Annotated in this window: 19 protein-coding genes; 7 read left to right on the forward strand and 12 right to left on the reverse strand. The window is 65.4% G+C overall.

Translation table 11 applies throughout. The features are described 5' to 3' along the window. The first annotated feature begins 111 nt into the window (after nt 1-111). Together WN72_RS06435 and rcdA are read left to right on the forward strand one after the other, a co-directional pair. Nucleotides 112-303, forward strand: a complete 192-nt coding sequence (locus WN72_RS06435; RefSeq protein WP_027561141.1) for a DUF1192 domain-containing protein — start codon at nt 112-114, stop codon at nt 301-303. 701 nt (nt 304-1,004) lie between these two features. Further along, the gene (gene rcdA, locus WN72_RS06440) at nt 1,005-1,514 is read left to right on the forward strand and encodes a protease adaptor protein RcdA (RefSeq protein ID WP_092216562.1); all 510 of its coding nucleotides are present in this window, start codon (nt 1,005-1,007) and stop codon (nt 1,512-1,514) included. Between the two features lie 183 nt (nt 1,515-1,697). On the opposite strand, the gene rpmE is transcribed toward rcdA, so the two are convergent. Continuing rightward, nucleotides 1,698-1,925, reverse strand: a complete 228-nt coding sequence (gene rpmE, locus WN72_RS06445) for a 50S ribosomal protein L31 (RefSeq protein ID WP_027561139.1) — start codon at nt 1,923-1,925, stop codon at nt 1,698-1,700. A 201-nt stretch (nt 1,926-2,126) separates the two neighbouring features. Here rpmE and WN72_RS06450 point away from each other — a divergent pair, with 201 nt between their 5' ends. Continuing rightward, nucleotides 2,127-3,977: an ABC transporter ATP-binding protein/permease gene (locus WN72_RS06450; RefSeq protein ID WP_027561138.1), complete on the forward strand. Its 1,851-nt coding sequence runs from the start codon at nt 2,127-2,129 to the stop codon at nt 3,975-3,977. A gap of 7 nt (nt 3,978-3,984) precedes the next feature. Here the strand turns inward: WN72_RS06450 and WN72_RS06455 are convergent, their stop codons facing one another. The 3 genes from WN72_RS06455 to WN72_RS06465 are packed head-to-tail and all read right to left on the reverse strand — an operon-like array spanning nt 3,985 to nt 6,620. Further along, nucleotides 3,985-5,211: a pyridoxal phosphate-dependent aminotransferase gene (locus WN72_RS06455; RefSeq protein ID WP_092216561.1), complete on the reverse strand. Its 1,227-nt coding sequence runs from the start codon at nt 5,209-5,211 to the stop codon at nt 3,985-3,987. Then, nucleotides 5,208-5,930 (reverse strand): HAD family hydrolase, encoded by a 723-nt coding sequence (locus WN72_RS06460; RefSeq protein ID WP_092216560.1) that lies wholly within the window; start codon nt 5,928-5,930, stop codon nt 5,208-5,210. Before WN72_RS06460 ends, WN72_RS06455 begins: the two co-directional genes overlap by 4 nt. After that, nucleotides 5,931-6,620, reverse strand: coding sequence for a GntR family transcriptional regulator (locus WN72_RS06465; RefSeq protein WP_167380858.1), 690 nt, complete (start codon nt 6,618-6,620; stop codon nt 5,931-5,933). It lies immediately after the preceding gene. 110 nt (nt 6,621-6,730) lie between these two features. Between WN72_RS06465 and WN72_RS06470 the strand changes: the two genes are divergently transcribed. Then, nucleotides 6,731-8,056 (forward strand): MFS transporter, encoded by a 1,326-nt coding sequence (locus tag WN72_RS06470; RefSeq protein ID WP_092216558.1) that lies wholly within the window; start codon nt 6,731-6,733, stop codon nt 8,054-8,056. A gap of 92 nt (nt 8,057-8,148) precedes the next feature. Here WN72_RS06470 and WN72_RS06475 read toward each other — a convergent pair whose 3' ends face one another. The 4 genes from WN72_RS06475 to WN72_RS06490 all read right to left on the reverse strand — a co-directional run bounded on the left by WN72_RS06475 (nt 8,149) and on the right by WN72_RS06490 (nt 10,975). After that, entirely contained in the window at nt 8,149-8,373 is a 225-nt protein-coding gene (locus WN72_RS06475) for a hypothetical protein (RefSeq protein ID WP_027561137.1), read from the reverse strand. Between the two features lie 88 nt (nt 8,374-8,461). After that, nucleotides 8,462-8,908 (reverse strand): GNAT family N-acetyltransferase, encoded by a 447-nt coding sequence (locus tag WN72_RS06480; protein ID WP_027561136.1) that lies wholly within the window; start codon nt 8,906-8,908, stop codon nt 8,462-8,464. Beyond that, nucleotides 8,908-9,936 (reverse strand): peptidoglycan -binding protein, encoded by a 1,029-nt coding sequence (locus tag WN72_RS06485; protein WP_027561135.1) that lies wholly within the window; start codon nt 9,934-9,936, stop codon nt 8,908-8,910. The genes WN72_RS06480 and WN72_RS06485 overlap by 1 nt, the downstream gene beginning before the upstream one ends. A 16-nt stretch (nt 9,937-9,952) precedes the next feature. Then, nucleotides 9,953-10,975, reverse strand: a complete 1,023-nt coding sequence (locus tag WN72_RS06490; protein ID WP_027561134.1) for a hypothetical protein — start codon at nt 10,973-10,975, stop codon at nt 9,953-9,955. Nucleotides 10,976-11,231: 256 nt separating this feature from the next. Here WN72_RS06490 and WN72_RS06495 point away from each other — a divergent pair, with 256 nt between their 5' ends. From WN72_RS06495 to WN72_RS06505, 3 genes are all read left to right on the forward strand, one after another. Next, nucleotides 11,232-12,251: an SAM-dependent methyltransferase gene (locus tag WN72_RS06495; protein WP_092216556.1), complete on the forward strand. Its 1,020-nt coding sequence runs from the start codon at nt 11,232-11,234 to the stop codon at nt 12,249-12,251. Between the two features lie 230 nt (nt 12,252-12,481). Then, nucleotides 12,482-13,675 carry an efflux RND transporter periplasmic adaptor subunit gene (locus WN72_RS06500; protein ID WP_092216635.1) on the forward strand — a complete coding sequence of 398 codons (1,194 nt, stop codon included), beginning with the start codon at nt 12,482-12,484 and terminating at the stop codon, nt 13,673-13,675. A gap of 6 nt (nt 13,676-13,681) precedes the next feature. After that, complete coding sequence (locus tag WN72_RS06505) at nt 13,682-16,837, forward strand: multidrug efflux RND transporter permease subunit (RefSeq protein ID WP_092216555.1); 3,156 nt, start codon at nt 13,682-13,684, stop codon at nt 16,835-16,837. Nucleotides 16,838-16,972: 135 nt separating this feature from the next. On the opposite strand, the gene WN72_RS06510 is transcribed toward WN72_RS06505, so the two are convergent. The 4 genes from WN72_RS06510 to WN72_RS06525 all read right to left on the reverse strand — a co-directional run bounded on the left by WN72_RS06510 (nt 16,973) and on the right by WN72_RS06525 (nt 20,656). Then, on the reverse strand, nt 16,973-17,764 hold the full coding sequence (locus WN72_RS06510; RefSeq protein ID WP_027561130.1) for an inositol monophosphatase family protein: 792 nt from the start codon (nt 17,762-17,764) through the stop codon (nt 16,973-16,975). 97 nt (nt 17,765-17,861) lie between these two features. After that, nucleotides 17,862-18,944: a tetratricopeptide repeat protein gene (locus WN72_RS06515; RefSeq protein ID WP_092216554.1), complete on the reverse strand. Its 1,083-nt coding sequence runs from the start codon at nt 18,942-18,944 to the stop codon at nt 17,862-17,864. An 8-nt stretch (nt 18,945-18,952) separates the two neighbouring features. After that, nucleotides 18,953-19,627 (reverse strand): thiamine phosphate synthase, encoded by a 675-nt coding sequence (locus WN72_RS06520; protein ID WP_092216553.1) that lies wholly within the window; start codon nt 19,625-19,627, stop codon nt 18,953-18,955. Between the two features lie 3 nt (nt 19,628-19,630). Then, nucleotides 19,631-20,656: a class I fructose-bisphosphate aldolase gene (locus WN72_RS06525; protein WP_092216552.1), complete on the reverse strand. Its 1,026-nt coding sequence runs from the start codon at nt 20,654-20,656 to the stop codon at nt 19,631-19,633. Nucleotides 20,657-20,784: the final 128 nt, after the last annotated feature.

Consider the following 20,784-nt stretch of genomic DNA (forward strand, 5'->3'; position numbering starts at 1 on the left):
TGTGTCCTTGAGCAAAGGTGCGGGAGGAAACGAGGCCTTTGCTTAGCCAGCGCGGCCCAAGCTGGCAACCGCCTCAGCCGTGTGGCTCGCGCGAACGCAGGAGGAACGAGCATGCCGATCGAAGACGACGACCGCCCGCGCAAGAAGATCAGCCATGAAATCGGACAGGATCTCTCACTCTTGTCAGTAGAGGAGCTGACCGAGCGCGTCGCTCTCCTCAAGACCGAGATCGCAAGACTCGAAGAAGCCGCCACCAAGAAGCGCGCCTCGCGCGATGCGGCGAACAGTTTTTTCAAGTCGTAGGATTTTCGCGGCTCTCGTGTCTCGGACGCGGTGCGGCACGCAGTGACGCTCCGCAGAGCCGGGACCCATGCCACTCGCAAAACTATCGCGTGCCGTCATTCCGGGGCGGCGCGCAGCGCCGAGCCCGGAATCCATAACCACAGGACGTTGAAACGGGCAGGCGGGCAACTCCGTCTTCCTGTGGCTATGGATTCTCAGATGCGCAATCGCGCATCGTAGCTCGCGACTTCGTCGCGCCCCGGAATGACGGCGAGAAGGAAGCGCGATCACTTCCCGAGCATGACGGACGATTTGTTCCGCATCGCACTCGGCCTCTGGCCGACATGGCTAACGAACCCTCAAAAAATTAGCTCGTTTACTCCGAATTAAGCTTTTCGCTTTATGACTGGAACCGTCCTCGTTTGGACACCGAGTGGGTCCTGTCCACTCTGTTTGACGCCTCCCTGTTATCAACTTTCAAAGCCGCCGGTCTCCGGCGGCTCTTTTTTTGGTCCAAAGCGTTTTCGAGCGAAGTGGGTACCGGTTCGCGTCAAGAAAACGCGTCGAAACGAGTCTCCTTTCGGTTGAATTCCGAGGAAAGACCCGCGGAAACCATATCCGCAGCTGCCGCTGGACTCCGCGCTTCGCCCGCGCAATGATTTGTTCATCATAATCCGGCGCCAAGGCCGGGTGGGTAAACAGTTGCGTAAGGGGCGTTAACCATGGAACGTTTGCAGGCCGACGGCGCTCTCGTTCAACTCAGCGAGCGGTTCACCAATTCTGCGGCGTTCGGCGCGCTGTTTCGCGAGGGCATGGACCTCGTCGAAGAGACCGCCTCCTACCTCGACGGCGCCGGCCGCACCGAGGCCAAGGCGCTCGATCGTGCCGTCAGCCTCACCTACGCGACCGAGAGCATGCGCCTCACCACCCGCCTGATGCAGCTCGCCTCGTGGCTGCTGCTGCACCGCGCGGTGAAGGAAGGCGAGATGACGCTGGTCCAGGCCAATCGCGAGAAGACCAAGGTCAAGCTCACCGCCGCCGATCCCGGCCCCGCCGACACCATCGAGAAGCTGCCGGCCCAGCTCCAGGACCTGATTCACCGTTCGATGAGCCTGCAGACCCGCGTCCGCCGTCTCGACACCTCGATCCACACCCCGCCGACCGAGCACGTCGCCATCGGCAACCCGCTGGTGCCGCAGCTCAACGCGCTCAAGGCTGCGTTCGAGCGGTAAGCTCTATCAACAATCACGGTCGTCATTCCGGGACGCGCCTCTTGGCGCGGGCCCGGAATCCATACTCCCGATCGTGGTTATGGATTCCGGGCTCGCCCTTCGGGCGCCCCGGAATGACGGCCCAAAACAAAAACGCCCCCGGTGCTCCGGGGGCGTTTTTCGTCACCAGCCTTGCGGGCCGGATCAATCCTTTTTGAGAAAGCCCGAAAACTTCTTCTGGAAGCGCGAGACGCGGCCGCCGCGGTCCATCAGCTGCTGGGAGCCGCCGGTCCAGGCCGGGTGCGACTTCGGGTCGATGTCGAGGTGCAGCTTGTCGCCTTCCTTGCCCCAGGTCGAGCGGGTCTGGTACTCGGTTCCGTCCGTCATGACGACCGTAATTGTATGATAATTCGGGTGAATTTCGGCTTTCATGGCAATTCCTCGGCGCCCGGCGCCTTGCTTGAGTGACTATTGAATGACGGATTTGGCCGGCTCTATACCTCACAGGTCCCCTTAAAACAAGCCATTGTGGGGACTTGAGAACCGGGCCGTCCCCTAAGGGACATCCCGGATTTGCCACTCCCCTTTCACCGGCCTATGTGGAGCTGACTTGTCTCCCTGGGTCCGGATCTCATGAGCGCTGTGGAACGGCTTGACGACCAGTACCGCGACGAGCGCGACGGCGCACCGACCGAAGCCCCGTCGATCGAAGCCGAGCTGATCGAGCAGCCCGCCAAGGGCCGCGCCAGGCTGCGGCCGCTGCTGGCGCTCGCGCCCTACGTGGCGCGCTATCGCGGCCGCGCGGCGCTCGCCTTCGTGGCGCTCACGATCGCGGCGCTGACCACGCTGCTGGTGCCGGTCGCTGTGCGCCGGATGATCGACTTCGGTCTCTCGCCGGAAGGCATCGCGCTGATCAACAGCTATTTCTCGGTGATGATCGCGGTCGTGGCCGTGCTCGCGCTCGCCAGCGCCTCGCGCTACTACCTCGTGATGACGATCGGCGAGCGCATCGTCGCCGATCTCAGGCGCGACGTCTTCGCCCATCTGCTCTCGCTCTCGCCCTCCTTCTTCGATTCCGCGCGCAGCGGCGAATTGGTGTCGCGCCTCACCGCCGACACCACCCAGATCAAATCCGCGGTCGGCGCCTCGGTCTCGATCGCGCTGCGCAACCTGATGATGTTCCTCGGCGCCACGGCGATGATGGTGATCACCAGCCCGCGCCTCTCCGGCTTCGTGCTGCTCGCCATTCCCCTGATCGTGCTGCCGCTGGTCGCCTTCGGCCGCTGGGTGCGGCGGCTGTCGCGCAATGCGCAGGACACGCTGGCTGATGCCTCCGCCTATGCCGGCGAGCTGGTCGGCGCGATCCGCACCGTGCAGGCCTATACCAGCGAGGGGCTGGCCGCGAAGCGTTTCGGCGGCGAGGTCGAGCAGGCCTATGAGGCCGCGCGGACCTCGACACAGGCGCGCGCCGTGCTGACCGCAATCATCATCTTCATCGTGTTCGCGAGCGTGGTCGCGATCCTCTGGATCGGCTCGCATGACGTCTTGACCGGCGCGATCACGCCGGGCCGGCTCGGCCAGTTCGTGCTCTATGCCGCGTTCGCCGCGGCCGGCCTCGGCCAGCTCAGCGAGGTCTGGGGCGAGGTCGCGGCGGCTTCAGGCGCTGCCGAGCGCCTGTTCGAGATCCTGCACGTGCAGCCCGAGATCGCCGCGCCCGCATCGCCGCGCGCGCTGCCGGTGCCGGCGCGCGGCGAGGTCGGCTTCGACCACGTCAGCTTCGCCTATCCCGCGCGGCCCGATGTCAATGTGCTCGACGCCATCTCGTTCACCATCCGCCCCGGCGAGAAGGTCGCGATCGTCGGCCCCTCCGGTGCCGGCAAGAGCACGATCTTCCATCTGCTGCTGCGCTTCTACGATCCGCGCAGCGGTGCGATCTCGCTCGATGGCGTGCCGGTCAGGTCCGCCGATCCCCACGATTTCCGCTCGCGCATCGCGCTGGTGCCGCAGGACTCCAACGTGTTCGCCGCGAGCGCCCGCGAGAACATCCGCTTCGGCCGGCCCGACGCGAGCGATGCCGAGGTCGAGCGCGCCGCCGAGCTCGCGCATGCCGCCGAGTTCATCCGCCGCCTGCCCGAAGGTTATGAGACCCCGCTCGGCGAGCGCGGCGTGACGCTGTCAGGCGGCCAGCGCCAGCGTATCGCGATCGCCCGCGCCATCCTGCGCGATGCCCCGCTCTTGCTGCTCGATGAAGCCACCTCCGCGCTCGATGCCGAAAGCGAGACGCTGGTGCAGACCGCGCTGGAGGAGCTGATGCGGCACCGCACCACGCTCGTCATCGCCCATCGCCTCGCCACCGTGCTCTCCTGCGACCGCATCCTGGTGATGGACCACGGCAGGATCGTCGAGCAGGGCTCGCATGCCGAGCTCGTCGCGGCGAACGGGCTTTATGCCAGGCTGGCGAGGTTGCAGTTCGAGGGCGCGTGAGGCGCTCTCATCTCCGATAGCGATGCACCATCTCGACGATGCGCCGGGCTGCGGCGACAGCCGCAGCATGATCCTGCGAGAAGTTCAGCCGGATACTGCATGGGCAGGGCCCGAACTCTGTGCCCGGCGTCACGATGACGTCAGCCTGGCGGCGCAGCAACCGCACGAAATCCCCTAGCTCGACCGCGAGCGGCGGCAGCGTCGGGAAAAGATAGCTGCCGGCTTGCGGCGTACGCGTCGTCAAATCCGCGGCGCGAAAGACGTCGAGCAGATCGTCGCGGATCGCTTGATGGGCCTGAATTCGCTCGTCCAGCCACCCCGCAGGCTCCCGGAACCAGGTGCGCAGAACAGCCTGATTGTAGCCCGCGGCCCGCAACGAGACGATGGCCTGAAGCCTTTCCATGCGCTCGATGACGGCAGGCGCGCCGAATGCGATGCCCAATCTGTAGCCGCTGAGCGACTCCGTCTTCGACGGCCCCATGATGGTGATGACGCGCTCCTCCGGCAGCCCGGCGGCACGCATGTGTGCGTAACTCTGGTTCGTATAGAGAAGTCGGGAGTAGAGCTGATCGGCGACGATCGTCACGTCGAACGCAGCGGCAAGTTGGGCGATCTCGTGGATTTCTCTCCTCGAATAGACGGCGCCGGTGGGATTGTTCGGATTCGAGAACAGAAACAACCGTGCACCGGCTTCGAACGCGGCCTTGAGTTGCGCAAGGTCAAGCCCTGCCTCTTCGGATCCGCGGAGATAGTCCATCGTTACGGGCAGCTGATGCCCGCCGAAGAATTCGACGAGTTTGCGGTTGGCGAAATAGTCTGGCTGCACGATCGCAACCTTGTCGCCGGAATTGACGAGTGCGGCGACCGCCAGGAAGAGCGCGCCTTGCGTGCCCGGCGTGATGATCGTGCCACTGTCGGCAGCCACGGGAGCGCCCGTATACGCGGCCAGCGCCTCCGACAGCTCGACGCGGATGTCAGCCGAGCCGCGATACTCGGTGTAGGCCTGCCGTCCTCCGGCTGCGAGCGCTTCCGAAAAATGATCCGATGCACCGGGTGCCGGCGCGAAGGCATCGACATCACCATGCGAGAAGTCGACTGCGCGTCCCGAAATTCTCCCGCCGCGCATCAGGTTGCCAATGTTTCCGGCAGCCTGACGCAACTCCTGGCCGGGCGCATCTGCGGTGGCCAGCGCTGCGAACCTGTCGATGGACCTTGCGGCAGCGAGATCGCTCATGATGCGCCTTGCGCAGATTTGTGCAGATCCACCAGCTCGGCGAGCGAGTTGACCGTCAGGGTCGGATCGGCCGTGGCGGCCAATGTCGCTCCGGTGCCCTTCTTGCCGTGGCGGCGATTTACCCAGACGGTCGTCAGGCCCAGCCTGTTTCCGGGTGCGATATCGTGGTGCTTGCTTTGAGCGGTGTGGAGCATCTCGCTCCTCTCAATTCCGCGCCGCGCAGCTTCCTGGATGGCCGCATCGAAATGCGGTTGGCCGGGCTTGTAAGAGCTCACGTCTTCCGCCGTGACCGTGAACAGGAACGGTACTTCGAGCATCCTGAGTGTGCCCGCGAGCGAAGCGTTGTCGACATTGGAGAGGATGCCGAGCGCGAAGTGCTGGCTGAGAAATCGCAGACTCTCGACGGTGTCGGCGAACGGACGCCAGAACGGCACGGATCGCGCGAACTCGTCCGCGCGGGCAGGGCTTTCGTCCCAGCCGAACTGTTCCTCGATGTCTCTCCACGAACGCCGAAGCACGTCGGGGTAAAGCAAGGTCGGTCGCGTCTGCTGATGCTTGGCCTGCATGAGCGCGAACGTGCTGACGACGAGATCCGCGGGAACCTGAGACTCCATTTCCAGCAACCAGGGCTGCACCAGCTTCGCTATGGAGGTATCCCAATCGATCAGCGTGCCGTAGCAATCGAACGTGAGCAGTTTGAATTCTGAGAACGCGAGCATTTACTTGTCTTTCCTGAGAGATTCTTCCCGATGCAGGTGGGCCTGGACGCGCTTGGTCGAGGCGTCGGTCTGATCGACGATCAGGCGGCAGGCTTCGTCGATGTCGCCATCGCGAATCTTCGCGACAATGAGCAGGTGACTGTCGACCCAGTCGGAGCTGAGGCCGGAATTGGCCCATGCCGGAAGCAGGTAGCGGTTGATCCCCTGGTACAGGCCTCCAATTTGGGCAAGCAGGCGCGGCCGCTCCGCCCGCTTGTAGAGGCTGCGATGAAACTCCCAGTGCAGATTGGCGCGATCGAGTGGATCTGAAGCTTGTGCGGCCTTGGCCAGAACGGTTTCGGAATATTGCAGGTCCGCCATGGTGAGGCGTGGACCCGAGTGACGCAGCGCGTGTGGTTCAAGCAGCCCACGTAACTCGGCGATCTCGAGGAAATCCTGCTCCGAAATCGGAGAGACGGTCACGCCACGGTTCGGATGCAGCACGGCCAGCCCGTCAGCGATCAGCCGCTGAAGCGCTTCTCGCACCGGCGCGACGCTGACGCCGAACCGTGCGGCGACGTCGTTCTGCTTGAGCTGAGCGCCTCCGGAGATCGTTCCAAGGAGGATTGCGCGCCGCAGCTGCTCGGCGATGACATCCGAGGTCGAAAGCTTCACGGCCGAGATGCCTGCAAGTGCGTCGGATAGTGTCATTCTTGACATTCCTGTCGTATCGCGTGATCTTCGATTATCGATAATCTAATATCGATACAAAATCAAGAGGCCCATCGGGGGCAGGAGTTGGGGTGTAAGGACTTGAGAACATGACGCAAATTTCGGAGACGACGATTGTTACGGCAGGCGAGCGATCCGGTTCGCTCTCCCGAACGGCATTGGCCGCGACCGTCGGCACCACGATCGAATGGTACGATTTTCAGGTCTATGGCCTCGCCGCGGCGCTGATCTTCAACGCGCAATTCTTCCCGAACTTCGACCCGCTGGCCGGCACGCTGCTCTCATTTGCCACCTTCGCGGTCGGCTTTCTCGCGCGTCCGATCGGAGCGATCATCTTCGGGCATATGGGTGACCGCATCGGCCGCAAGTCCACGCTGATCGCGACGTTCCTGCTGACCGGCGTCGCGACCCTCCTTGTTGGCTGTCTTCCGAACTACGACGCGATTGGCGTGTTCGCGCCGATCATCCTCGTGCTGCTCCGTCTCGTGCAGGGCATCGGCCTCGGCGGGGAATGGGGCGGTGCCGTGCTGGTGATGACTGAAAGCGAGGCGCAGACCCGACGCGGACTCCTCGGCAGCCTCCCGCAATTGGGCTCGCCCGCGGGCCTGGTGATCGCGACCTTGGTCTTCGCCGCGACCACGGCGATCCTGGGTCCTGATCAATTTGCTTCCTGGGGCTGGCGACTGCCTTTCCTTCTGAGCATCGTGCTGGTTGTGGTCGGCGCGCTCGCCAGATTTTCCATGCCCGAAAGCCAGGCCTTTTCGAAGGCAAAGCGCACGAACGCCATCGCGGCATTTCCGCTGGTGGAAACGTTGCGGACCCAATGGCGGGAGGTCCTGCTCGCGGCCGGCCTGTTCCTGGCCACGAGCGGCGGTTTCTACGTCTACGTGACGTTCATGGTCTCCTATGGCTCGACGAATCTCGGCCTGTCCAAGGAGCTGATGCTCAACGGCGTGCTGATATTCGCCATCACCGAGTTGCTGATCATCGTCCCGGTCTGTGCGTTCTCCGATCGAATCGGGCGACGGCCGGTCTTCATGGCGGCCGCGATCTTCACGATGCTGTTCGCGTTTCCGCTGTTTTGGCTGGTGAACACGAAGATGACGTCGTTGATCTTTCTGGGCATGGCTGTCGGCGGAATAGCCAACGGCGTCCTGTTCGGGATCATGGGATCTTTCGGCCCCGAACTTTTCAAGACCAGCGTTCGCTACACCGGCGCCTCCCTTGGCTATCAGATGTCAGCTGCGCTCGGTGGAGGACTGACCCCGCTGATTGCGACCGCGCTGGTCAAATGGGCGGATGGCCATTACTGGCCGGCTCCCGCATGGCTCGCAACTCTCGCTCTGGTGAGCCTCATCGCGGCGGTTGCCGCCCCCGAAACACGATCGCGCTCGCTGTCCGACGAGATCGGTTGAGCATCGAAGGGGAGTGCGCCCGGAACCGGCCGGGCGCATTTCCGATTCGCTGAGCCAGGACGCAAGCCAGCCCTTTTGCTGCAGATGGGCAATTACCGGCACTTCGGCGACAGCGTCGGCACGTTCGGCCAAGGCCAGTTCTTCCAGCTTCCGTCCGCTTCCACGCAGACCGACGGTCCGGGGCTGTTCGTTGGCGCAGGGGTGCTCGCCGTCTTTGATGCCGCAAAGCGATGGTCGACATAGGTCGTCGACACATAGCCGGCGACGATGACGCCCAGCATCACCGAGGACCCCTTGGCCAGCTCGCTCAGCTTCATCGATCGTCTCCATACGCTTGCCATCGCTGAGACAACGAATAACCGGCGCCGCGGGATCCCCTAAGTGACCGGCGTCACGCCCGCCAGATCACGCTTTCCAGACCATCTTCAGCACAGGCCGGCCCGAGGTCGGATTCACGTCGTCGCCGGCGTGCGTAAAGCCGTTGCGCTCGTAGAAGCGGATGGCGCGGGCATTGTCCTTGTTGACGAGCAGCGTGATGCCCGACGGCGACAGCCGCTTGGCCTCGTCCACCAGGAGCCGCGCCGCATCCGAGCCCCAGTGATCCGGATCGACTACGAGCTGGTCGAGATAGCCCTCGCCGTCGATGGTGACGAAGCCGGTCAGCGCGCCGTCCTGTTCGGCGACGACGATTTGGGCGTTCGGCACCAGATCCTTGCGCCAGCGCTCGCGCCACCATGCGAGCCGCGCAGCGAAATCGATCTGCGGATAGGCCTGCTGCCAGGTGCGATGCCAGAGATCGATCGAGGCTGCCTCGTCCTCGGGCCGGTAGGGGCGGAGGTGGAGCGCGCTCACTACCGCTCCGTCAGCTTCAGCTCGATGCGACGGTTGCGCTTGTAGGCCTCCTCGGTGTTGCCGGTGTCGAGCGGCTGGAATTCGCCGAAGCCGGCAGCAACGAGGCGCTGGGCCGGCACGCCGAGCGAGATCAGGTACTGCACCACCGAGATGGCGCGGGCCGCGGAGAGGTCCCAGTTCGACTTGAAGTTCACCCCGGTGACCGGGCGCAAATCGGTGTGACCGTCGACGCGCAGCACCCAGGGAATCTCGCTCGGGATCTTCTTGTCGAGATCGATCAGCGCGGTCGCCAACGTCTCGAGCTCGGCGCGGCCCTCGGGCAGCAAGGTCGCCTGTCCGGTGTCGAAGAACACTTCGGACTGGAACACGAAGCGGTCGCCGACGATGCGGATGTCGGGGCGGTTACCCAGGATCGCGCGCAGGCGGCCGAAGAACTCCGAACGATAGCGCGACAATTCCTGCACGCGCTGCGCCAGCGCAACATTCAAGCGAGAACCCAGGTCGGCGATGCGGTTCTGCGATTCCTTGTCACGCTTCTCGGATGCGTCGAGCGCCTCTTCCAGCGCCGCCAATTGCCGCCTGAGCGCGCTGATCTGCTGGTTCAGCACCTCGATCTGCGCCAGCGCCCGCGCCGAGACCGCCTTTTCCGAGTCCAGCGCCTTGCCGAGCTCGGCGGTCTTGCCCTGCGCGTCGTTGCCGGCGCTCGCAAGGCCCTCGTAAAGGCCCTTCATGCGGTCGCGCTCGGACTCCGCCGAGGCAAGGCCGGCCTTCAGCTGCGAGACCTGGTCGTCGAGCGAGAGCTTGCCGAGCTTCTCCAGCGAGAGCAGCTCGTTGAGCTGTGCGATCTTGGCATTGAGCTGCTCCAATGCCTTGTCCTTGCCGGTGACCTCCTGCGACAGGAAGAATTGCACGACCAAGAAGACCGAGAGCAGGAACACGATCGACAGCACCAGCGTCGACAGCGCGTCGACGAAGCCGGGCCAGTAATTGAAGGCGCCTTCGCTGCGGCGGCCGCGCGCTAGAGCCATGTTGCTAACCCTTCTGCTAACCCTTCTCGGGCTGGCGCGCGAGCCGTTCCAGGAGGCGCCGGATCTCGCGGTTCTGCTCGCCCTGGCCGTCGGCCCATTCGCGGATCATCTGCTGCTCGGTGCGCATATGCGAGACCAGCGCCTGGATCGCTTCGGCAAGGCTTGCCATCGCCGCGGTGGTGCCGCGGCTGCCGCTGCCTTCCTCGAGCACGGAGCGCAAGCGTTCGACGGCCGCCTGAAGCTCGCCGCTGGCGACGCCGCCGCCGGTGGCTGCTGCGACCGCGACTTCGCCGCTGCCATATTCGCGCACCGTGGTGGCGAGCCAGTCTTCGAGGTCGGTGTAGAAGCGGTTCTGCGCCTGGCTCGATTGCAGATCGAGGAAGCCGAGGATCAGCGAGCCGGCGAGGCCGAACAGGGAGCTCGAGAACGAGATGCCCATGCCACCGAGCGGGGCGGCGAGGCCCTCCTTCAGCGTGTCGAACAGGGCGCCGGAATCGCCGCCGACCTTGAGCCCGTCGATCACCTTGCCGACCGAGCCGACCGTCTCGATCAGGCCCCAGAAGGTGCCGAGCAGGCCGAGGAAGACCAGGAGGCCGGTCATGTAGCGGGAGATATCACGGGCTTCATCCAGGCGGGTCGCGATCGAATCGAGCAAATGCCGCATGGTGGTCTGGGTGATGCTCATCCGCCCGGAGCGCTCGCCGCCCAGGATCGCGGCCATCGGCGCCAGCAGCTTCGGGTGCCGGGACGGGGCGAGGCCGGGATCGGCAACGCGGAAATTGTTGACCCAGGAGACCTCAGGATAGAGCCGGATCACCTGGCGGAAGGCCAGGATGATGCCGATGAACAGCACGCCGCCGATCAGGGCATTGAGCCCGGGATTGGCGAAGAAGGCCTGGATGATCTGCCTGTAGAGCACCACGCCCACCAGGGTGCACAGCACCAGGAAAACCAGCATCCGTACCAGGAAGACGCTGGGCGAGGACAGTTTCGTATACTCGATATCCATGGAGGAGCGGGGCGGGGCGCCAGGCGGCATGGCCGGTATCATCCGTTACGAACGTGATTGCAGTGCGCACTATGGCACAGCGCCAGCCCAAAAAAAGCGCCGGATGAGCCGATTTCGTGGACAGCGGCCGGAACCCAAAGCGGAAACCGTGCTTTGATAACGCATCGTCTGCAAAAGTTTGCCCATCCCCAGGCCGCCGCTGCCCTGGGCCTGTCCCCGGCCTGTTGCCGGCATCTGCGTTCTTTCCTCCGCTGCCCCCATAAGACCTGCCCAAGGGAGTGGTCGCATGAGCGTCGTCTCCGCCATCATCGGGACTGCCGAACGCGTGCCGCTGCCCGACGTCGTGATCCGCGCCGCGATCCAGCGCCTGTGCTCGCGCACGGCCTCACGCTTGTCGGCGCCGGGTGCAGCCGACGATGCCGCCTTCGCCGGGCGGATGATCCTGCGGCCGATCGCCGGCGAAGCGGATGCCCGACATCGCGAGGTACCGGCAGCGTTCTTTGCGCAGCTGCTCGGCCCCAACCTCAAATACTCGTGCTGCTTCTACAAGACCGATGCGACCACCTTGCAGGAGGCGGAGGAGGAGGCGCTGCGGCAGTCCGTCGAGCACGCCGGTCTCGCCGACGGCCAGACCATCCTCGACCTCGGCTGCGGATGGGGCTCGCTGTCGCTGCGGATGGCGCGGCAGTTTCCGCACGCGACGGTGACCGCGGTGTCGAACTCGCAGGCGCAGCGCGCCTATGTCGCGGACGAGGCGCGGCTGCGCGGGCTGTCGAACCTGCGCGTGGTCGATGCGGACATATGCGCGTTCGCGCCCGAAGGCGCGTTCGACCGTATCGTCTCGGTCGAGACGTTCGAGCACGTCATGAACTGGCGCAAGTTGATGACGCGGCTGCGGTCGTGGCTCGCGCCCGAGGGGCGCTTCTTCATGCACATCGCCACCCATCGCGCCGGCTCCGATCTGTTCGACCGGCCCGATCGCGAGGACGGGATCGCCCAGCACGTCTTTACCGGCGGGCTGATGCCGAGCCATCACCTCGTCAGGCAGTTCGACGACATCTTCGCGATCGAGAAGGAATGGTGCTGGAGCGGCACGCATTATCAGCGCACCGCGTACGACTGGCTCGCCAATTTCGATGCGCATCGCGACGCGATCGAAGCGTCCTTGCACGAGGTCCATGGCGAGGAGGCCGGCCTCTGGATGCGGCGCTGGCGCTGGTTCCTGCTCGCGACCTCAGGCCTGTTCGGCTATGCCGACGGAACCGAATGGGGCGTCAGCCGCTACCGGCTGAAGGCCGCTGAGTGATTGCGATGTTCCGTCGCAGTGCGCCGTGATGGAACCCGACTCACAATCCGGTGAATCCAAAAAAACCTCCAGAAGTCAGCGCGATAGGCCGTGTGACATTGAGCCGCCCGCCGGATGCGTTGCGTCGCAGCAAGTCCATTCTATTTTGACGGCAGCAGTCGCGCGGAATCGCCCAGGACGGGCCGGCGCGGTGTGTGATCAGTTTCAACAACATCGGGGCACTTACCTTCATGTCAGGACTTCGCGCGCGAACGGCATGCGTTGCAATGATGCTCGCGGCCTTTGCGCCGCTGCTCGCCGGCTGCGATGAATCGAACTCGGCCGTCTCCGCCGCTCCGCCGGCCGACCCTGACGTCAGCATCGTCGTCGTCAAGCAGCAAGCCCGCGCCGTGGTGCGCGAGCTGCCGGGCCGCATCGCGCCGACCCGCATGTCCGACGTGCGGCCGCGCGTCTCCGGCATCGTGGTCGAGCGCCTGTTCCGCCAGGGCAGCGAGGTGAAGGCCGGCGATCCGCTCTACCGCATCGATCCGCGTCCGTTCGAGGTCGAGGTGATGGCCAACGAGGCCGCGCTCGCCAAGGCCGAGGCTGCGCTGATGCAGGCCAAGCAGCAGGCGCACCGTATCGCCACGCTGACCAGCCAGCGCGCCGCGCCCGAGGCTGAGAACGAGAAGGCGGTCGCCGCCGAGCGCCAGGCCCAGGCCGAGGTCGAGGGCCGCAAGGCCGATCTCGCGCGCGCCAAGCTCAATCTCGACTACGCCACCGTGCGCGCGCCGATCGACGGCACCGTCGGTGCGGCCCTCGTTAGCGAGGGCGCGCTCGCGGTGCAGAACGAGACCAATCTTGCCACCATCCAGCAGCTCGATCCGATCTATGCCGACTTCACCCAGTCGGTGAACGAGCTCAACCAGCTCCGCCGCGCCTTCGAGAGCGGCGATCTCGAGCGCATCGCCGCCGATGCCGCCAAGGTCCGCCTCGTGCTCGACGACAACACGCTTTATTCGCTCGACGGCAAGCTCTTGTTCTCCGACGCCAAGGTCGACGCCCATACCGGGCAGGTGACCTTGCGCGGCGAGTTCCGCAACCCCAAGCGCGAGCTGCTGCCGGGCATGTATGTCCGTGTTCGCATCGACCAGGGCCTCGACTCCGATGCCATCGCGGTGCCGCAGCAGGCGATCCAGCGCAATGGCGGCGGCGGCAGCGAAGTGTTCGTGGTCAAGGACGACAACCGCATCGCGGTGCAGCCGGTGCGCACCGGCTCGGTGCAGGACGGCTTCTGGTTCGTCACCGAGGGCCTGAAGGCCGGCGACAAGGTCGTGGTCGAAGGCTTCCAGAAATTTGCGGCCGGCGACAAGGTCAAGCCGCAATCCTGGTCGGAGGCGGACGCGACCGCGGACAACCGGCACGCCGAAAAAGTCACGCGGTAATCCGCCATGGCGAGTTTCTTCATCGACAGGCCGATCTTTGCCTGGGTGGTCGCGCTGTTCATCTGTCTGATCGGCGCGATCGCGGTGCCGCTGCTGCCGATCGCGCAATATCCGATCATCGCGCCGCCCTCGATCTCGATCTCGACCAGCTATCCCGGCGCTTCGCCCGAAAACCTCTACAACAGCGTCACGCGCCTGATCGAGGAGGAGCTCAACGGCGCCTCCGGCATCCTCAATTTCGAATCGACCAGCGACTCGCTCGGCCAGGTCGAGATCATCGCCAATTTCCAGCCGGGCACCGATACCAGCGCGGCTTCGGTCGAGGTGCAGAACCGCATCAAGCGCGTCGAGGCGCGCCTGCCGCGCGCAGTGATCCAGCAGGGCATCCTGATCGAGGAAGCCTCGAGTGCCGTGCTGCAGATCATCACGCTGAACTCGACCGACGGCAGCCTCGATGAGGTCGGCCTCGGCGACTTCATGATCCGCAACGTGCTCGGCGAGATCCGCCGCATCCCCGGCGTCGGCCGCGCCACGCTCTATTCGACCGAGCGCAGTTTGCGTGTCTGGGTCGACCCGGCCAAGCTCGTCGGCTATGGCCTGACCGCGGACGACATCAACAAGGCGATCGCCGCGCAGAACGCGCAGGTGGCCTCGGGCAGCATCGGCGCCGAGCCCTCGACCGCGACCCAGCGCACCTCGGCGCTGGTGCTGGTCAAGGGCCAGCTCTCCTCGCCGGACGAATTCGGCGCCATCATCCTGCGCGCCAATGCCGACGGCTCGACCGTGCGCCTGCGCGACGTCGCGCGCATCGAGGTCGGCGGCCTCAGCTACCAGTTCAACACGCGCCTCAACGGCAAACCGACCGCCGGCCTCTCCGTGCTGATGTCGCCGACCGGCAATGCGCTGGCGACCGCGAGCGCGGTCGAGGAGAAGATGAAGGAGCTGTCGCGCTTCTTCCCGGCCAACATCACTTACGAGATCCCCTACAACATCACGCCCGTGGTCGAGGCCTCGATCAAGAAGGTGCTGTCGACGCTGGTCGAAGCCGTGGTGCTGGTGTTCGTGGTGATGTTCCTGTTCCTCCAGAACATCCGCTACACCATCATTCCGACCATCGTGGTGCCGGTGGCGCTTCTGGGCGCCTGTACCACGCTGCTGCTCGCCGGCTATTCCATCAACATGCTCTCGATGTTCGGCATGGTGCTCGCAGTCGGCATCCTCGTCGACGACGCCATCGTCGTGGTCGAGAATGTCGAACGCATCATGAGCGAGGAGGGCCTGTCGCCGAAGGAGGCGACGCGCAAGGCGATGTCGCAGATATCGGGCGCCATTATCGGCATCACCCTGGTGCTGATGGCGGTGTTCGTGCCGATGGCGTTCTTCCCGGGCTCGGTCGGCATCATCTACCGCCAGTTCTCGGTGACCATGGTCGCCGCGATCGGCTTCTCCGCCTTCCTCGCGCTGTCGTTGACCCCGGCGCTGTGCGCGACCCTGCTCAAGCCCGTCACGGCCGGTCATGGCCACGCGAAGCGGGGCGTGTTCGGCTGGTTCAACCGCATGCTCGAGGGCGGCAAGGAGGGCTATTCCCGCACCGTCGGCTTCTCGCTCAGGCGCACCGGGCGCCTGATGCTGGTCTATGCCGCGCTGCTGGTGGGCCTGTCCTGGGCCTTCGTCAGCCTGCCCGGCGGCTTCCTGCCGATCGACGACCAGGGTTTCGTCACCACGGACGTGCAGACGCCGTCGGATTCGTCCTATCCGCGCACCGAGGCCGTGATCGAGAAGGTCGAGAAATATCTCGCCGAGCGCCCGGGCGTGAAGGATGTCACCTTCCTCACCGGCTTCAGCTTCTCCGGCCAGGGCATGAACACCGCGCAGGCCTTCATCACCTTGAAGGACTGGTCCGAGCGCGGGCCGAAGGAGTCCGCCGCGGCGATCGTCAATGACATCAACCGCGATCTGGGGTCGTCGATCCGCGATGCCAAGATCTCCGCGCTGCAGCCGCCGCCGATCGACAATCTCGGCAACTCCTCCGGCTTCTCGTTCCGCCTCCAGGACCGCGGCCAGAAGGGCTATTCCGCCCTGATGCGCGCGGCCGACCAGCTGATCGCGGACGCCAATGCGAGCCCGGTGCTGCAGAAGGTCTATATCGAGGGCCTGCCCGAGGCCGGCGTGGTCAATCTCGTGATCGACCGCGAGAAGGCCGGCGCCTTCGGCGTCACCTTCGAGGACATCAACAACACGATCTCGACCAATCTCGGCTCGAACTACATCAACGACTTCCCGAACCGCGGCCGCATGCAGCGCGTCGTGGTGCAGGCGGATAGCCGCGACCGCATGCGGACCGAGGACATCCTCAACTACAACGTCAAGAACAGCCGCGGCGAGCTGGTGCCGTTCTCCTCCTTCGCTACCGTCGAATGGGCGCGTGGTCCGACGCAGATCGCCGGCTTCAACTACTATCCCGCGGTGCGCATCTCCGGCGAAGCTAGGCCCGGCTTCACCTCGGGCGATGCCATCGCCGAGATGGAGAAGCTTGCAGGAAGGCTGCCGCGCGGCTTCGGCTATGAATGGACCGGACAATCGCTCCAGGAAAAGTTGTCGGGCTCGCAGGCGCCGTTCCTGCTCGGCCTCTCGGTGCTCGTGGTGTTCCTGTGTCTGGCCGCGCTCTACGAAAGCTGGACCATCCCGCTCGCGGTGCTGCTCACCGTGCCGCTCGGCATCGTCGGCGCCGTGATTGCGGCGATGCTGCGCGGCCTGCCCAACGACGTCTATTTCACCGTCGGCCTCATCACCATCATCGGTCTCGCCGCCAAGGACGCGATCCTGATCATCGAGTTCGCCAAGGACCTGCGCAAAGAGGGCAAGCCGCTGGTGGACGCCACCATCGAAGCCTGCCGCCTGCGTTTCCGCCCGATCCTGATGACCGGCCTTGCCTTCATCTGCGGCGTGCTGCCGATGGCCATCGCTCACGGCGCCGGCGGCGCCAGCCAGCAGGCACTCGGCAGCGTCGTGATGGGCGGCATGATCGCGGTGGTGATCCTGGCGCTCTTGATGGTGCCGGTGTTCTTCGTCTCGGTGCAGCGCGTGCTGGCGGGAGACCGGGAGCCGAAGGCGGCGAAGGAAGCCGAGGCGTATGGGCCGCCTGCGCCGGTGAAGCCCTAGGGCAAACTGTCATGCCCCGCGAAGGCGGGGCATCCAGTACGCCGCGGCCTGTCCGTATCCACGAACGACTCTGGAATACTGGATCACTCGCTTTCGCGGCTGATGACGGCGGAGTGTGAAGCGCGAGCTGTCGCCTTAGGCCGGCTTCCGCAATATCTTCACCAGCTCGCCGTGCACGAACTCGTTGCCGCACACCACGTGGCCGGTCAGCAGGGGATCGTCATTGCCCTGGACGCCAGACACCGTGCCGCCCGCTTCGCGCACCATCAGCATGCCGGCGGCGATGTCCCAGGATTGCAAATTGCGCTCCCAATAGCCGTCGAGGCGGCCGGCGGCGACAAAGGCCAAATCGAGAGAGGCGGCGCCGAAGCGGCGCAGGCCCGCGACGCGGTCCTGGATCGCGGTCATCTCGCGGCGGAATTCCTCGTGGTCGCCGCGGCCGATATGGGGCAGGCCGCAGGCCACCACGCATTCGTTGAGCTGGCGGCGGCCGGCGACGCGCAGGCGCTGGTCGTTGAGGAAGGCGCCCTTGCCGCGCTCGGCGATGTAGAGCTCGTCATTGGCGGGATTGTAGATCACGCCGGCGATGACCATGCCCTCGCGGGCGAGGCCGATCGAGATCGCGAATTGCGGAATGCCGTGGAGGAAGTTGGTGGTGCCGTCCAAGGGGTCGACGATCCAGGTGTGGCTCTTGTCGGTGCCCTCGCGGGTGCCTCCTTCCTCGCCGATGAAGCCGTAGCCGGGCCGCGCCTTGGCGAGGTCCTGGTAGAGGATCTCCTCGGCGCGCTTGTCGGCGAGCGAGACGAAATTGGCCGGCCCCTTCAGCGAGACCTGCAAATGCTCGATCTCGCCGAGATCGCGCTTGAGGCTGCGGCCGGCGCGGCGCGCGGCCTTGACCATGACGTTGATAGTTGCGGAATACAGCATGGGCTCTGGGTCTTGTCGGGGGAAAGGGCGCGAAAGCGCGCCTGTTTGAGGGATTGGGTGCCCTGCGGGGGCCCTCAGGTCAAGTCATTGCGTCAGGTCATTTGGTCCCGAGCCATTTCTTGGCGGCGGCCTCGGCCTTGGCCCGGTCCTCGGCCGGCAGGTCGGAGAGCTGCTTGTCGAGATCCGGATCGCCCTTGCCGCTGGTCTTCGCCACCAGATGCCATTTGAAGCCCTCGATCTTGTCCACGGGCACGCCCATGCCGTTGATCAGCACCCAGGCCAGGCGATTCTGCGCGATCGCGCTGCCCTGGCGGGAGGCCTTGCGAAGCAACGCGACAGCCGCCGGCTGGTTCTTCGGCGTGCCGGTGCCGTTGAACATGGCGATGGCATATTCGACCTCGGCATCGACATTGTCGGCGAGCGAGGCGGCCTGGAGCAGGCGCACTGCGCGCTCGGGGTCCTTCGGGACCCCGGTGCCTTCCTTGTAGAAGGTCGCGAGCGCATATTGCGCCTCGGGCAGGCCGGCATCCGCGGCCTGGCGCAAGAGCTCGGCGGAACGCTTGACGTCCTGCGGCAGGGTCTGGCTGTCGAGATACAGCAAAGCGAGATTGTAGGCCGCCTTGGGCTCGCCGAGCTTGGCGGCGGAGGCCATCAGCTTCACCGCCTCGCCCTTGTCGACCGGGCCGCCGCGGCCGGAAATGCGCATCATGGCGAGCGCGAACATCGCTTCGCGGTCGCCGGCGTCCGCAGCGCGCTTGTACCATTCGACCGCCTTGGCGTAGTCGCGGCGGATGCCCATCGCGTTGGAATAGAGCTCGCCGAGCATGGTCATCGCCTTGGGATCGCCGGTCGCGGCGCGCGCGGTGGCGAGATCGAACGCGGTCTTGTACTGGCCGCGCTGATAGGCGCCGAACACCAGATCGACACCGGGCGTGTCGCTGGGCGGCGCGGGAATCACGGTTGCGGGCAGCGCCGGTTTTGGCGAGGCGGCCGGCTTGGGAGAGGCCGACGGTTTCGGCGCCGGAGCGGCCTCCTTCTTCTTGGCGGCGGGAGGCGGTTTGGGCTTCTGCTTTTCGGCGGGCGGGCTGGGGACCGTCGCCGGTGGCGTGATCTGGAGCTGTGCGGCCGCGGGCACTGTCAACAGCAGCGTGGCCAGGATGGTGATGCACGGGAGCTTCATGTCGGGTGCTAACCGTGCTCCTCACCCGCAGGCGCGGTGGCATGGGCCTTCTTGATCGCAGCATCGGCCTCGATCAGCGCAGCCTTCGGCCCGCGCGGATCGGCCCAGATGAACTCGCCGACCAGCACGAAATCGGCGCCGCTGGCGGCGAAGTCGTAGGCCTCTTGCAGCGAGGTCGCAAAGCCGACGCAGGGCGGCTCGAACAGCTCGGCCCACCAGTCGAGCCGCTCGGCGATCGCCTGCGACGACGGCCGCTGTCCCTTCGCGTCGGGCTCGCCGAACAGCAGGTAGTCGGCACCCATCTCGCCCGCATCCATGGAATGGTGCCGCGTCGTCAGCCCGCCGACGCCGGCGATGCGATCGGGCTTGAGCGATGGCAGCGCCTCCTTCATCGCGGCGATGCCGGGCAGGTGTGCGCCGTCGGCGCCGCCACGTGCGACGAGCTCAGGATGGCCGTCGACCAGCAGCGCGGCGCCCGCCTTTTGCACCGGCGGCGCGAGCGCCTTGATGCGCGTGATCATGCTGCGCTGGTCGGTCTCCTTCAGGCGCAGCAGCACGGCGGCGACATCGGCGGAGGCGAGCAGGCCCGGCAGCTCGGCGACAAGCGCAGCGGGATCATCGACAACGGGCGTCGCGAGATAGAGACGCGGCGCCGGGCGCGGCGGAGGCGATTTGTTCGACAAGATCTAGGCCGCTTTCTTTTCCAGGCTGCTTTGCCATTCGCCCTTGGAGGCGAGACCGTTCATGCGCGCGCGATGGCTGAACGCGCTCTGTCCGGCCGCGACATTCTCGGCCTTGCCCGACCAGGCCTTCTGCGGCGCGGCCTGCAGCGCGCGGCCGTAGGAGAAGGTCAGGCCCCAGGGCAGCGGGCCGAGCTTGTGCATGGCGTTGAGATGCGCGGTTGCCTCCTCGTCGGACTGGCCGCCGGAGAGGAAGGCGATGCCGGGCACCGCGGCGGGCACGCACGCCTTGAGCATTCGGATCGTCTTCTCCGCGACCTCCTCGACGGAGGCCTGCTTTGCGCATTTCTTACCCGAGATCGCCATGTTCGGCTTCAGCACCATGCCTTCGAGCGCGACGCGCTGCACGCGCAATTCCTGGAAGGTCTTGTTGAGCACGCGGCTCGTCACCTCATGGCAGCGCTCGATGTCGTGATCGCCGTCCATCAGCACCTCGGGCTCGACGATCGGCACGATCTGCGCGGCCTGGCACAGCGCGGCATAGCGCGCCAGCGCATGGGCATTGACGCTGATCGCGGTCATCGAGGGAATGCCGCTGCCGATGTCGATCACCGCGCGCCATTTGGCAAAGCGCGCGCCGCGCTCGTAGTATTTCTTCAAGCGCTCGGCGAGCTTGTCGAGCCCGATGGTGACGAGCTCGCCCGGGCACATCGGCAAGGCTTGCGTACCCTCGTCGACCTTGATGCCGGGAATGGCGCCGCTCTGTTCGATCAGCTTGACCAGAGGCGTACCGTCCTTCGCATCCTGCCAGATCGTCTCGTCATAGAGGATCACGCCGGAGATATACTGGCTCATGGCGTCCTTCGACCGGAACAGCATCTCGCGATAGTCGCGGCGGTTGGTTTCGGTCGATTCCACGCCGATCGCGTCAAAACGCTTCTTGATGGTGCCGGAGGATTCGTCGGCGGCAAGGATGCCCTTGCCCGGGGCGACCATGGCGGTCGCGATCCTGTTGAGCTCAGTCAGATTCATCGAGAGGTCCTCCCAAAACGATTCTGCCCTTGCCCGTGAAAATAGACCGTTCTCGGGCAATTGCCGAGTTAACGTTGGTCGCAGGGTAAAGGGGGGATCGGCTTGGGGTCAGCGCTGGGCCGGCCGGG

The sequence above is a fragment of the Bradyrhizobium arachidis genome (assembly GCF_015291705.1).
GTDB classification, from domain to species: domain Bacteria; phylum Pseudomonadota; class Alphaproteobacteria; order Rhizobiales; family Xanthobacteraceae; genus Bradyrhizobium; species Bradyrhizobium arachidis.

Coding starts and splice junctions, on each gene's coding strand:
- WN72_RS06505 (WP_092216555.1), top strand. CDS start 13,682: ATGGCGAGTTTCTTCATCGACAGGCCGATCTTTGCCTGGGTGGTCGCG.
- WN72_RS06500 (WP_092216635.1), top strand. CDS start 12,482: ATGTCAGGACTTCGCGCGCGAACGGCATGCGTTGCAATGATGCTCGCG.
- WN72_RS06495 (WP_092216556.1), top strand. CDS start 11,232: ATGAGCGTCGTCTCCGCCATCATCGGGACTGCCGAACGCGTGCCGCTG.
- WN72_RS06455 (WP_092216561.1), bottom strand. CDS start 5,211: ATGAGCGATCTCGCTGCCGCAAGGTCCATCGACAGGTTCGCAGCGCTG.
- WN72_RS06490 (WP_027561134.1), bottom strand. CDS start 10,975: ATGCCGCCTGGCGCCCCGCCCCGCTCCTCCATGGATATCGAGTATACG.
- WN72_RS06470 (WP_092216558.1), top strand. CDS start 6,731: ATGACGCAAATTTCGGAGACGACGATTGTTACGGCAGGCGAGCGATCC.
- WN72_RS06475 (WP_027561137.1), bottom strand. CDS start 8,373: ATGAAGCTGAGCGAGCTGGCCAAGGGGTCCTCGGTGATGCTGGGCGTC.
- WN72_RS06515 (WP_092216554.1), bottom strand. CDS start 18,944: ATGAAGCTCCCGTGCATCACCATCCTGGCCACGCTGCTGTTGACAGTG.
- WN72_RS06450 (WP_027561138.1), top strand. CDS start 2,127: ATGAGCGCTGTGGAACGGCTTGACGACCAGTACCGCGACGAGCGCGAC.
- rpmE (WP_027561139.1), bottom strand. CDS start 1,925: ATGAAAGCCGAAATTCACCCGAATTATCATACAATTACGGTCGTCATG.
- rcdA (WP_092216562.1), top strand. CDS start 1,005: ATGGAACGTTTGCAGGCCGACGGCGCTCTCGTTCAACTCAGCGAGCGG.
- WN72_RS06465 (WP_167380858.1), bottom strand. CDS start 6,620: ATGACACTATCCGACGCACTTGCAGGCATCTCGGCCGTGAAGCTTTCG.
- WN72_RS06460 (WP_092216560.1), bottom strand. CDS start 5,930: ATGCTCGCGTTCTCAGAATTCAAACTGCTCACGTTCGATTGCTACGGC.
- WN72_RS06510 (WP_027561130.1), bottom strand. CDS start 17,764: ATGCTGTATTCCGCAACTATCAACGTCATGGTCAAGGCCGCGCGCCGC.
- WN72_RS06485 (WP_027561135.1), bottom strand. CDS start 9,936: ATGGCTCTAGCGCGCGGCCGCCGCAGCGAAGGCGCCTTCAATTACTGG.
- WN72_RS06435 (WP_027561141.1), top strand. CDS start 112: ATGCCGATCGAAGACGACGACCGCCCGCGCAAGAAGATCAGCCATGAA.
- WN72_RS06525 (WP_092216552.1), bottom strand. CDS start 20,656: ATGAATCTGACTGAGCTCAACAGGATCGCGACCGCCATGGTCGCCCCG.